11 protein-coding genes and 4 tRNA genes are annotated in these 12,923 nt (G+C 40.2%); 14 read left to right on the top strand and 1 reads right to left on the bottom strand.

The window, feature by feature from the left end; all coding sequences use genetic code 11:
• Positions 1–71 precede the first annotated feature (71 nt).
• Entirely contained in the window at positions 72–677 is a 606-nt protein-coding gene (gene dcd, locus AC0UA9_RS01455) for a dCTP deaminase (RefSeq protein WP_475655961.1), read from the top strand.
• Positions 678–739: 62 nt separating this feature from the next.
• Here the strand turns inward: dcd and AC0UA9_RS01450 are convergent, their stop codons facing one another.
• Complete coding sequence (locus AC0UA9_RS01450; RefSeq protein ID WP_475655959.1) at positions 740–1,654, bottom strand: gluconeogenesis factor YvcK family protein; 915 nt, start codon at positions 1,652–1,654, stop codon at positions 740–742.
• A gap of 520 nt (positions 1,655–2,174) precedes the next feature.
• Between AC0UA9_RS01450 and AC0UA9_RS01445 the strand changes: the two genes are divergently transcribed.
• The 13 genes from AC0UA9_RS01445 (at position 2,175) to proQ (ending at position 12,842) form a co-directional block, all read left to right on the top strand.
• Positions 2,175–2,250 (top strand) — tRNA-Ala (locus AC0UA9_RS01445).
• A 79-nt stretch (positions 2,251–2,329) separates the two neighbouring features.
• Positions 2,330–2,405: transfer RNA gene (locus AC0UA9_RS01440), tRNA-Glu, on the top strand.
• A gap of 109 nt (positions 2,406–2,514) precedes the next feature.
• Positions 2,515–2,590: transfer RNA gene (locus AC0UA9_RS01435), tRNA-Glu, on the top strand.
• A gap of 205 nt (positions 2,591–2,795) precedes the next feature.
• A tRNA-Glu gene (locus AC0UA9_RS01430) sits at positions 2,796–2,871 on the top strand.
• 382 nt (positions 2,872–3,253) lie between these two features.
• Positions 3,254–3,937 (top strand): GntR family transcriptional regulator, encoded by a 684-nt coding sequence (locus AC0UA9_RS01425; protein ID WP_475656180.1) that lies wholly within the window; start codon positions 3,254–3,256, stop codon positions 3,935–3,937.
• Positions 3,938–3,980: 43 nt separating this feature from the next.
• Positions 3,981–4,859: a methylisocitrate lyase gene (gene prpB, locus AC0UA9_RS01420; RefSeq protein ID WP_475656176.1), complete on the top strand. Its 879-nt coding sequence runs from the start codon at positions 3,981–3,983 to the stop codon at positions 4,857–4,859.
• A gap of 89 nt (positions 4,860–4,948) precedes the next feature.
• Positions 4,949–6,073, top strand: coding sequence for a bifunctional 2-methylcitrate synthase/citrate synthase (gene prpC / locus AC0UA9_RS01415; RefSeq protein WP_475655958.1), 1,125 nt, complete (start codon positions 4,949–4,951; stop codon positions 6,071–6,073).
• Between the two features lie 73 nt (positions 6,074–6,146).
• Entirely contained in the window at positions 6,147–8,789 is a 2,643-nt protein-coding gene (gene acnD, locus AC0UA9_RS01410) for a Fe/S-dependent 2-methylisocitrate dehydratase AcnD (RefSeq protein WP_475655954.1), read from the top strand.
• 227 nt (positions 8,790–9,016) lie between these two features.
• Positions 9,017–10,249, top strand: coding sequence for a 2-methylaconitate cis-trans isomerase PrpF (gene prpF, locus AC0UA9_RS01405; RefSeq protein ID WP_475655952.1), 1,233 nt, complete (start codon positions 9,017–9,019; stop codon positions 10,247–10,249).
• A gap of 162 nt (positions 10,250–10,411) precedes the next feature.
• On the top strand, positions 10,412–11,215 hold the full coding sequence (locus AC0UA9_RS01400) for an SIMPL domain-containing protein (protein ID WP_475655950.1): 804 nt from the start codon (positions 10,412–10,414) through the stop codon (positions 11,213–11,215).
• A 141-nt stretch (positions 11,216–11,356) separates the two neighbouring features.
• On the top strand, positions 11,357–11,833 hold the full coding sequence (locus AC0UA9_RS01395) for a GAF domain-containing protein (RefSeq protein WP_475655948.1): 477 nt from the start codon (positions 11,357–11,359) through the stop codon (positions 11,831–11,833).
• Between the two features lie 4 nt (positions 11,834–11,837).
• The gene (locus tag AC0UA9_RS01390; RefSeq protein ID WP_475655946.1) at positions 11,838–12,128 is read left to right on the top strand and encodes a hypothetical protein; all 291 of its coding nucleotides are present in this window, start codon (positions 11,838–11,840) and stop codon (positions 12,126–12,128) included.
• A gap of 39 nt (positions 12,129–12,167) precedes the next feature.
• A complete protein-coding gene (gene proQ, locus AC0UA9_RS01385; protein WP_475655943.1) occupies positions 12,168–12,842 on the top strand; it encodes an RNA chaperone ProQ in 675 nt (224 codons plus the stop codon).
• Positions 12,843–12,923 lie beyond the last annotated feature (81 nt).

Here is a 12,923-nt window from a genome sequence, read left to right as displayed (position 1 = left end):
GTAGCCTTTTGTACTTAACTATAGTCAGAATACAAGTAAATAACATCAAAGATAATACAAGAAAAAACATTATGAGATTAAGCGATAAAGATATAGAGCAACACCTTGCAGATAAGAAAATAGTAATTTCACCTACCCCTGACAGTTCCATGATTTCAGGCGTGAGCGTTGATATTCGTTTAGGGAATGAATTTCGTGTCTTTCAAGCTCATGCAGCACCTTACATTGACTTAAGTGGTCCAAAAGCTGAAATGCAACAGGCGATGAACTCAGTGATGAGCGATGAAATTATCATTGCTGACGGTGATGCCTTTTTTTTACATCCTGGGGAGTTAGCATTAGCAGTTACCTATGAGTCAGTGACCTTACCTGACAATATTGTTGGTTGGTTAGACGGTCGCTCTTCACTGGCCAGATTGGGTTTAATGGTACATGTCACAGCCCATAGAATAGACCCAGGTTGGTCTGGACAAATTGTTTTAGAGTTTTTTAATTCAGGCAAACTGCCATTAGCATTACGACCAAAAATGCAAATAGCAGCACTTAACTTTGAAACCATGTCATCAAGTTCAGTGCGCCCTTATAACAAGCGTCTTGATGCGAAATACAGAGATCAAAAAGGGGCGGTCGCTAGCCGTATCAGTGAGGATAAACAGTCGGTGTTGAAGAAAATATAACACCAAAAAAACCTGTATAGCAATGGTTAGCTTGGTTGCCTAACCATTGGCTATTAAACCCTCTAGCGTTTCTGTTTGTTAGTGAACGCCGTAGCAGTCTCTACTAAACACGCTTCTAATGCGCTAATAAGTTTCTTTTTATCATGATGATGAGGAACTTTACTGTGCGCTAAATCACGACAAATAATATTGACTTTGTCTGATTTTGCTTCACGCGATTGGCAGATAACACTATCAATAGGCAGGCAGCCTATATTTTCATGGATCCAAGTTAGCTTCTCATCAATTGATAAGTTTGCCGCAGGGCTATTTTCTAAGACGATATTGTCAATAAAAACACAGTGGCCTTTTCTATTGGCGATGGCATTACTAATATCTCTCACGAGCAAGGGGGGCACTATACTTGTTAAAAAACTACCCGGACCTAAAATAATAAGATCAGCATTATTAATTGCGTTTATGCAAGGCTCTATCGACTTTACAAAAGGTGCTAACATTAAGCTTTTAGGCATTATTGGCATATCGTCGACTGAAAGCTCGCCCACACGACAACGCCCTTGTGGGTAAAAAGCAATTAAATCCGTAGGGGTTTCAGACATTGGTAATACTTGCGTACGAACTCTTAATATACGTCTAACGAGCTTAATTGAGTCTAAGGGACGAGACTGTACTTCACCTAAACCGTATAATATAAGGTTACCTAAGTTATGCCCACCTAATTCATCATTGCCATCAAAACGAAAATTAAATAGCTGGCTACCAATAGAGTCACTATCAACCAACTCGGTTAAGCAATTTCGCAAGTCACCCCAGGCAATAGAACTACTGCGCTTTCTGAGTTTGCCTGTTGAACCGCCATTATCAGTAGTGGTAACAATACCTGTTAGTTTGTCACCCATAAAAGAAAGAGTAGATAAAACTCTACCCAAACCATGGCCGCCACCAATAGCAACAATATTTAATTCGTTCAATTGCATTCTTTATTAACAACTCTTAGGATGGGAGAGAGGAATCATGTATTTTGTGCGCGAATAATACCTGTAAATGTGAACAAAAGAAAGCAGGGCGCCTTTAAGCTCGCTATTTATCACTTAAATGTCGGTTGAAATACTACAGAAGTGATATGGCGCTTTAGCTGATAAATTATACAGGTAAACAAACGGTTAGGTAAAAAACAACCAACTTGGTGTTTATATGATCACTCAAACCTGTTTTTTGTTTTTTTTTCGTTATTTGTTAAAAAAAGAGTTGACAGTTTCAAGGCCGCTGCTTAGAATGCGCCTCGTTTTCAGCAAGACTTTAATTGTTTAAGTATTGTTTAAGTCATTTACTTTAGTGTTTGATTTTTTCAATAAGAAAATTCATTTAAACATAATGAAAACACTTATAACTGTTTACAAAAAATAATTATAAGGCAATATACTTAATAGCTATTAGGCCAGTTATTAAATATAACCGTTTGAATGTTTTATTTATAAAATAAAAATTTAAACAAGCGGGGCTATAGCTCAGCTGGGAGAGCGCTTCGCTGGCAGCGAAGAGGTCTGCGGTTCGATCCCGCATAGCTCCACCAATATTTAGGTTCTTTGTTATGTTATTTAATAAGTAACTTAACAAAGAATAGATAGTTTTAACTTGTTTCAAGTTTTAGTGTCCCTATCGTCTAGAGGCCTAGGACACCGCCCTTTCACGGCGGTAACAGGGGTTCGAATCCCCTTAGGGATGCCACTATTTTTTAATATGCATTGTGAGAACAATCGCGTGTTAAAATATTAAGTTTGCTTATACTTATAAAATAATAAGCACTGTTCAGAATTGGTAATTTACCAGTTTTAGTGTCCCTATCGTCTAGAGGCCTAGGACACCGCCCTTTCACGGCGGTAACAGGGGTTCGAATCCCCTTAGGGATGCCACTTTCTTTTTTATATAAGAAAGTGCATATAAAAAGTGAATCAGTTTTCTTATACTGAATTTTTTGAAAAGAGTTATCTTAGTAGAAAAATAAATAAGAGTGTAGAGTTTTAATTTTCATATTATGCAATAATATTGGAAATTAAATCACCAGAGTGATCTGGTAGATAGTTTTTATTAATAATTATAGCTAATTGTTAATTCAGTGTCCCTATCGTCTAGAGGCCTAGGACACCGCCCTTTCACGGCGGTAACAGGGGTTCGAATCCCCTTAGGGATGCCACTTATTTTCGGTAAATAAGTGTACGAAATGTGAAAATTAGAAAGCCCACGCAATAGTTAAGTATTGCGTGGGCTTTTTTGTTTTTATCATTTAAATTGCCTAGGCTAAAGCCTTTGCTTGAGCGTCAATCTTTTAGTCGACACTACTTGTTAACCTCTTATTGTCGACAATATTACCGAGAGTAATACTTCTCCAATCCCCTAGTACGCAGTAAATCAAGCCAGTATTTGGCGCTTACCTGCTTAGCTCAATGCCACGTTAAATACACTTTGTGTCGACAATAATACTTAAGTCTACTTGCTATACACTGAAAGTAAGTTATTATTCTTATTAGAATGAAAATATGTCGACAATTATCAGAGCTAATAAGGCACAAGCTAGCATGCACTTAATAAACCCAACGCAAACCACCGCAGTCACCACCGCAGACAAAGTGTTTGAACAAATGCAATTCGCGATTGTTGAAGGTGATATTCCCCCAGGCAGTAAAATAAGTGAGCCTGAATTAGCTAAGCGTTATCAAATTAGCCGCTCGACCTTGCGAGAAGCATTAAACCGCTTGGAAAAATGTCATTTAATTGAACGTAAAGCTAATGTTGGCTCAAGAGTCGTTAATTGTACTATTGAAGGGTTAATCGAGCTTTATATAACCCGCGAGGCGCTTGAAGGCATGGCTTGTCGTCAAGCGGCTGTTAATATGTCGGATGCTGAAATAGCTGAGATGCAGGCGATGCTTGCACTACATAGCCAAACGCAAGATCTTAAAGATGGCATAGCCTACTATCAAGAAGAAGGCGATTTAGACTTTCACTACAAAGTAATTTTAGGTAGCCATAATAAACAATTAATTGATTTGATTTGCGGTCAGTTATATCACTTGGTCCGTATGTATCGTTGTCAGTTTGGCATGAACAGCCCAAGAGCAAGTCGCGCTTTTCATGAACATTCGCAAATAATTCAAGCCATTTGTGATCGAGATGGTGAGTTAGCTGAAATATTGATGCGTCGGCATATTGCCGCCTCTAGAAAGAACATTGAAAATAAAATTATGCAGCAAACGCTGTGAGACCTAAACGAAAACAAGTAGAGGAAATACTATGTCAAAGCAAATATCAGCGGGTGCTAAATTTCGTCAAGCATTAGCAAATAATAAACCACTGCAGGTTGTGGGAACCATCAATGCTTATTGTGCAATGATGGCAGAGCGACTCGGCCACCAAGCTATTTACTTGTCAGGCGGAGGTGTTGCTAATGCGTCTTATGGTTTACCTGATTTAGGTATGACGTCATTAAATGACGTTATTGCCGATGTAACGCGCATTACCAGTGCTTCCTCTCTCCCTTTATTGGTTGATATAGATACTGGCTGGGGCGGGGCTTTTAATATTGCTAAAACAATACGTGATATGGAAAAAGCTGGTGCAGCTGCAGTACATATTGAAGATCAGGTTGCTCAAAAACGTTGTGGGCATCGTCCTAATAAGGAAATTGTCTCAACCCAAGAAATGGTTGATCGTATTCGTGCTGCTGTAGATGCCCGTACTGACCCCGACTTCTTCATTATGGCCAGAACTGATGCATTCGCACAGGAAGGTTTAGAAGCAGCACTTGAACGTGCTAAAGCGTATGTTGCCGCTGGTGCTGATGGTATTTTTGCTGAAGCAGTGAAAACCCAAGCGCATTACCAAGCATTTACGCAAGCATTAGATGTTCCTGTATTAGCTAATATTACAGAGTTTGGGGAAACTGAACTTTGGAACAAAGCGCAATTAGGTGAATGGGGCTGTGCTATGGTGCTTTATCCTTTATCGGCGTTTAGAGCAATGAATAAAGCCGCGGAATCAGTTTATAAAACCTTGCTTAGTGATGGCGACCAAAAAGCTGAAATTGCTCACATGCAAACCCGTATGGATTTATACGACTACCTAGGTTACCACGACTATGAACAAAAATTAGATTCACTATTTGCAGAAGGTAAGAATAAATAAAGTCACATTATTATAACCTACAGACTATATTTTAGACGAATAAACAAATAGATAAATAAGAAACTAGCGATATTAATGAGGAGAAAACAATGGCTGATAAAAAATTAAGTGGTGCAGGCTTACGTGGCCAAAGCGCAGGCGAAACAGCTTTATGTACAGTAGGAAAATCAGGCAGCGGTTTAACATATTGTGGTTATGATGTTGCTGATTTAGCAGAAAACGCCACTTTTGAAGAAGTCGCTTTTTTACTTTTTAACGGCGAACTGCCTAACGCAAATGAATTAGCTGAATATAAAGCTGAATTACTAGCAATGCGTGATATACCCCAAGCCCTGAAAGATGTATTAAAGCTGATCCCAAAAGATGCTCACCCGATGGACGTTATGCGTACCGGTTGTTCTTTTTTAGGTAATGTGGAGCCAGAAACGGATTTTTCACAACAAAATAAAGCAGCAAATCGTTTGTTAGCAGCTTTTCCAGCGATTATGTGTTTTTGGTACAAGTATTCACATGAAGGGGAAGAAATAGACTGCATGAGTGATGAAGCGTCACTTGGTGGACACTTTTTACGTTTACTCAAGGGAGAAAGCCCGTCAGCGCAACATGAGCGTGTGATGGATGTATCACTTATTCTATACGCAGAACATGAATTTAACGCATCAACTTTTACAGCACGTGTTTGTGCCTCAACCTTATCTGATATGTTTTCATGTGTCACCGGTGCTATAGGCACATTACGTGGGCCTTTACATGGTGGCGCTAATGAAGCAGCAATGGAGATGATTGAAAAGTTTACATCACCCGAGGACGCAAAAGTACAAATGGCGGGTATGCTTGAGCGCAAAGAAAAAATTATGGGCTTTGGTCACGCTATTTATCGTACATCTGATCCACGTAATGTCATCATAAAAGCGTGGTCAGAAAAACTTGCTGTTCAAAACGGTGATACGACGCTTTATGATATTTCAGTGGCGTGCGAAGAGTTTATGTGGGATACCAAAAAACTCTTTTGTAATGCTGATTTTTTTCATGCGTCAACCTATAACTATATGGGTATTCCAACCAAATTATTTACCCCTATTTTTGTTTGTTCACGTTTAACCGGCTGGGCAGCACACGTGATGGAGCAACGCGCTAATAACCGCATTATTCGTCCTTCAGCTGATTATGTTGGCGCAGAGCCACGTAAAGTAGTCGCTATTTCAAAAAGATAGTAGCGCCGCGCGACGCGTATCGAATAGCGATTTAAATCGCTATTCGAGTTTCATTTCTTTTAGGAACTCAATTATGAATTACGAATACCGAAAACCACTCCCTGATTATACCATTAATGGCGTCAATATTGACTATTTTGACACCCGATCCGCAATAGAAGATATTAGCCCCGGCGCTTATGCAAAACTTCCCTATACGTCACGTGTATTAGCTGAACAGTTAGTACGTCGTTGTGAGCCGAAAAGTTTAACTGACTCGTTAAAGCAAATAATTAAAAACAAACAAGACCTAGATTTCCCTTGGTATCCTGCTCGCGTAGTTTGTCATGATATTTTAGGGCAAACTGCTTTAGTTGACTTAGCTGGACTGCGTGATGCCATTGCCGAACAAGGGGGGGACCCGGCTAAAGTTAACCCTGTGGTGCCAACACAACTTATTGTTGACCATTCATTAGCGGTGGAAGCACCTGGGTGTGATCCTGACGCTTTTGAGAAAAATCGCGCCATAGAAGACCGACGTAACGAACACCGTTTTCACTTTATAGAATGGACCAAAACAGCCTTTAAAAATGTTGATGTAATCCCGGCCGGTAATGGCATTATGCATCAAATTAACTTAGAAAAAATGTCACCTGTTATTCAGTTGCGTGACGGAGTTGCCTTTCCAGACACCTGTGTTGGCACCGACAGCCATACACCGCATATTGATGCGTTAGGTGTTATTGCTATTGGTGTTGGCGGGTTAGAAGCCGAAACTGTCATGTTAGGTCGTCCGTCAATGATGCGCTTACCTGACATTATTGGTGTTAAATTAACAGGTAAACGTCAACCTGGTATTACTGCGACCGATATAGTCTTAGCCATCACTGAATTTCTTCGTCATGAAAAAGTGGTTTCTGCTTATTTAGAGTTTTTTGGAGAAGGTGCTAGGTCATTAACCATCGGGGATAGAGCTACTATCTCCAATATGACGCCAGAATATGGCGCCTCTGCTGGCATGTTCTATATTGACGAGCAAACAATTGAATATTTAAAAATGACGGGGCGTGAGCCTGAGCAAGTAGCCCTAGTTGAACATTACGCAAAACACACAGGCCTTTGGGCAGATGATTTAGTAGAGGCACAATACCCACGGGTACTTGAATTTGACTTATCAACCGTAAGTCGAAATTTAGCTGGACCTTCTAACCCACACAGTCGTTTAGCAACAACAGACCTAACAGCAAGAAATATTGCCAAAGACTTAGCCGCATGTAAAGCGCAAGAAGCCAGCGGTCAATTACCTGATGGCGCCGTTATTATTGCCGCCATTACCAGTTGTACTAATACATCTAACCCGCGCAACGTAATCGCCGCAGGGTTAATTGCCAAACGTGCTAATGCGCTCGGCCTAGTACGTAAACCCTGGGTTAAATCGTCCTTTGCACCAGGGTCAAAAGTTGCCAAACTTTATTTAGAAGATGCTGGACTGCTTACTGAAATGGAAAAACTTGGCTTTGGCATTGTTGGTTATGCTTGCACCACCTGTAATGGTATGTCTGGTGCATTAGACCCCAAAATACAACAAGAAATAATAGACCGTGATTTATACGCGACAGCGGTATTATCAGGTAACCGTAACTTCGATGGCCGGATTCACCCATACGCTAAACAAGCATTTTTAGCGTCACCCCCTTTAGTTGTTGCTTATGCCATTGCAGGTACTATTCGTTTTGATATTGAACAAGATATTTTAGGGCAAGATCAAAAGGGCAACAACATTACATTAAAAGACATTTGGCCCAGTGATGAAGAAATAGATACTATTGTGGCGGCAAGTGTTAAACCTGCACAATTTAAAAAAATTTACACCCCCATGTTTGACTTAGGTGCGTTTGAACCTGCCAAAAGCCCACTGTATGCATGGGATGAAACCAGTACTTATATTCGTCGCCCACCTTACTGGAATAAAGAAGGAGAAGGCGCAATCGCCGGTGTTCGCACCATGAAGGGCATGGTACCGTTAGCGGTACTTGGCGATAACATCACAACGGATCATCTATCGCCTTCTAATGCCATTCAGTTAGACAGTGCAGCAGGCGCTTACCTTGAAAAAATGGGCTTACCTGAAGCAGACTTTAACTCATACGCAACCCACCGTGGTGACCACCTAACTGCCCAACGAGCAACCTTTGCTAATCCCAAGTTGTTTAATGAAATGTGCAAGGATGATAACGGTGAAGTAAAACAAGGTTCGTTAACGCGCATTGAGCCAGAGGGCATAGAATCTCGCATGTGGGAAGCTATTGAAACATACATGCAACGTAAACAGCCACTCATTATCATTGCTGGGGCTGACTACGGTCAAGGCTCATCACGCGACTGGGCGGCAAAAGGGGTTCGTCTGGCCGGTGTGGAAGTTATTATAGCCGAAGGCTTTGAGCGTATTCATAGAACAAACTTAGTGGGTATGGGGGTATTACCGCTTGAGTTTATCCCAGGTGAAACGCGACATACTTACAAAATAGACGGGAGTGAAACCTTTGATGTTAAAAACGCAAACACCAACGCTATGGTGCCCGGTGAGCCAATGACAGTGGTAATGACACGTCGCAATGGTGAGCAAATTAACATTCCAGTGAAGTGTCGGTTAGACACAGCAGAAGAAGCGTCGGTTTATGCCGCTGGTGGTGTATTACAAAAGTTTGCTAACGACTTTCTTGAATCTACAACTTAAGTGCCTTATTAGCTTGTTTTATTTAGGAAAGCGCTGATTAATGAAAGTTGATATCGCGCTTTCCACTATGAAATACAGTTAAGTTCCTTACCTAGTAAGGTTGAACTTGTAAATTATCAGCGTAGTTTAGCCGCGTTAGTGGTGTAACATAATAAATAAAGGCGCATGCTGGTGAACGGCACAAGCGCCACTTTACTAGTAAAATATCGTAATATAAGGGTAGCCTAATGTCTGCAGCTTCAAGTGAAAACTCTCATCAAACACATCCCCCCCAAGTAAAGATACCGGCAACTTATATGCGTGGCGGTACATCAAAAGGGGTATTTTTTAATTTAACAGATCTACCAGAAACTTGTCAGGTACCAGGCGAGCCACGTGATAAGCTGTTACTGCGTGTTATCGGCAGCCCTGATCCTTACGGTAAACAAACAGATGGCATGGGCGGAGCCACTTCAAGCACCAGTAAAACCGTTATTTTAGCTAAGTCAGCACAAGCAGGCCACGATGTAGATTACTTATTTGGCCAAGTTGCTATTGATAAAGCATTTGTTGATTGGAGTGGCAATTGCGGCAACCTTACCGCTGCAGTGGGATCATTTGCCATATATTCAGGTTTAGTTGATAGCACCCGTATTCCTGACAATGGTGTTTGCACTGTGCGTATATGGCAAAAAAATATTTCAAAAACAATTATTGCCCAAGTACCCATTTGTAATGGACAAGTACAAGAAACTGGCGAATTTGAACTCGATGGCGTTACATTCCCAGCCGCAGAAGTGCCGGTAGAGTTTATTGCACCCGTTGACCCAAGCGAAGCCATGTTTCCAACAGGAAACCTTGTTGATAAGCTAACGCTGCCAACGGATATTGTCGCACACGGTTCAGTGAACGTGACTATGATCAATGCAGGTATTCCAACCATTTTTTTAAATGCGAATGAAATTGGCTATACCGGTACTGAATTACAAGAAGCCATTAATAGCGACGATGCTGCGCTAGCGCGGTTTGAAACAATTCGTGCTTATGGTGCAATTAAAATGGGTTTAATTTCAACACTCGAAGAAGCTAAAAACCGCCAACACACTCCTAAAATTGCGTTTGTGGCACCTGCCCAAGATTATATTACCTCAAGCAACAAGCCAATTTCCTCAAGTGAAATTGATTTACATGTGCGTGCTTTATCAATGGGTAAATTACACCATGCAATGATGGGAACAGCAGCGGTTGCCATAGGAACCGCCGCCGCCATACCAGGTACGCTTGTCGCACGTGCTGCCACAGGAAGCAGCAGTGAAAAAGCAAGCGACAAGGTAACTTTTGGGCACCCGTCAGGTACCTTAAAAGTAGGAGCTGAAGCTGAAGAAATATCAGGCAATTGGACGGTTAATAAAGTGAGTATGAGCCGCAGCGCAAGAGTATTAATGGAAGGGTGGGTGCGTGTACCAGCTAATAGCTATTAGCAAACACAATGCCCACACTAGCAAAAGCATAGAAGCAAGTAATTAACACGAGTGATTAATACTTTGATACAAGTTAACGCATTGACTCAGTTCAATCGCCAATGGCAGAATGGGGGGCAAAGAGAGTCAGTAATAGAGCAAGTGAAATAAAAAGGAAAAAACATGTTTACATTCTTAAATACACGTTTACTGAGTGCCTGTACCGTCAGTCTATGTGTTCTTTTCATTTCACCTAGCCTTGTGTTAGCAAACACGCAAAAATCAGGTATAGAAGTAAGAGGGCAAGCCAGTGTTTTAGCACAGCCCGATGTTTTTTCTTTATCAATAGGAATAACAGAACAAGGGTATTTTACTAATAAAATTAGGGCTGTGGTTGATGATAAAAGTAATCAAGTTATCGATATAGCAACTAGTTTAGGTATTAAGTTAGCTAATATTAACTCAGCTAGAGTCTCTTTGCGTGTTATTAAAAACGAGAATGACGTAAACGTACAAGCAATAGAAGTTAAACAAAACTTACCGAACAACCCTAAAAGCAAAGTGATGCTCGGGACTAATAGTCCTGATAACGTAAGCCAGGTTAAGCCGCAATATTTTGAATTAAGCAGAAACATTAGCATTAACTTTTCAACGATTGACGACTATGACCATTTTCTAAGTAAAATTATTAAAATAGGCGTTAATCGAATCTCGCCATTAAGTATGTCAGTTGCTGATAGCGAAAAATACTACCAAAAAGCGCTATCCTTAGCCCTTAAAAAAGCACAGGCAAAAGCAGCACAAATTGCTGAACAAACAGGCCAACACTTAGGGAAGTTAACCTATGTGCAAGAAACAAGTAGTCATCACTACAGAGCGGTATATAGCTCAGCAATGAAAATAGACTCTTCCTATGGCCATGGCTCTCAAGTTGGTAGTCAAGAGATTAATGCCAGTGTTTTGGTTAAATATGCGATTAATGAGTGATGCATTAGTATTAATTAAACCATCAGATGGATAAAAGCTTTAATTAATGTGCCTTTCGGGGTATCGTAAGGCTTTTTGAAGCTAAGGTAGTGCTTTTTGATGCTAGCGTAGCGTATTTGGACAATATTATTGATTAATCACATGGTAAATAAAGCAGAATTTTATCAAGAGTTATTAACGCAAACCAAAGCGTTAATTGGTAATGAAACAGATCCTATCGCCAATATGGCCAATATATCCGCTTTACTTTTTGACGCCTTAGATCAAGTTAATTGGCTTGGATTCTACCGCGTGGTGGACGGAACGCTTGTTTTAGGGCCATTCCAAGGCAAAGTTGCCTGTATAAGAATCCCGATGGGAACCGGTGTATGTGGCGTAGCAGCGCAAACAAAAGTAACGCAACGTGTAAAGGATGTTCATCAATTTGATGGTCATATTGCTTGCGATGCAACAACGAATGCTGAAATTGTTATTCCAGTTCAACTCAACGGTGATATAATAGCGGTTTTAGACATTGACAGTACCGAGTTTGCACGCTTTGACCAAGCAGATCAAAATGGTTTAGAAGCGATAGTAAAGGTATTTGAACAAAGTTTACTCACAAAGTGCTCAAAGTAATCTAATGAAAGAATTTGTAGTAATACATGACTATTTAGTCTCGCAAGAAATTGTTGGTGATTGGGACGGACAAGAAGAGTTGGTCGTTGAGAAAATCAATGAAATTTACCATACATTCTATTACTTAGCGGAAGAAGACATAGAAACCGAAGTATTAGAGCAATTACTCGCTTTAATATGGGATAATTGGATTGGGCAAGAAGACCTACCCAACGTAGAATCTGATGATATATATGATTGGTGTCGTAATATCTTAGAAAATAGAGACCAACACCTACAAACGCAAGATTATTAATTTAAACTACTTAACTGAAACTGTATAAAAGTTGTATTTATGGAAACTGAAATTAAACGTATAAGCACTAAAGACATCATTACTTATTTGGCAGAAAAATTTCCCCAATGTTTTTCTGTTAAAGGTCCTGTCAAACCATTGAAAGTAGGGATATTTCAAGATTTAGCTGAGCAACTCAGTGATGATGAAACCGTGAGTAAAACTCGCTTACGTCAAGCCTTAAGACATTATACCAGCAGCTGGCGTTACCTAAAGGCGATAAAGGTAGGTGCTTTTCGTGTTGATATAAACGGCAATGATGCTGCTGAAATTGACGAAGAACAAGCAAACTATGCCAGTAAAACATTAAAAGAAAGCCAAGAGAAGTTTGGCAAAAAAGTTGCCGCTAAAAAGCCACAAGATAAAAAAACAGCTAAAAGTGATTCAGCCAAAACCAATACAACCAAAGTTGACAACAACACTGGCAGTGGCGTTAAAAGCAACGCTGCTAAGTTTAAGTCTGTTAAGTCAGCGAAACGCAAAGAAGTAAAAAAAGACTTACCCCCATTGAAAAAAGTGGATTCAACTACCATTAAAGTAGGTAGTGAAGTAAAAGTTCAGTTAGGTAATGCTCCTATGAATGCAACGATTACTGAAATTGCAGGGCAAGACATTAGTGTTCAGCTTGAATCAGGCATGACCATTAAAACAAAAATGCAAAATATATATTCGTAATCCCGTTCAAGTCATTCAGTATCAATATTAATGACCGTTTAGTTAATTACCGCTTGATTAATCATAGTTTGGAGTAGTGTG

Source organism: Colwellia sp. F1 (assembly GCF_056238625.1).
The sequence above is the reverse complement of the archived record's forward strand: the minus strand, read 5'-3'. Positions and strand labels throughout refer to the sequence as shown.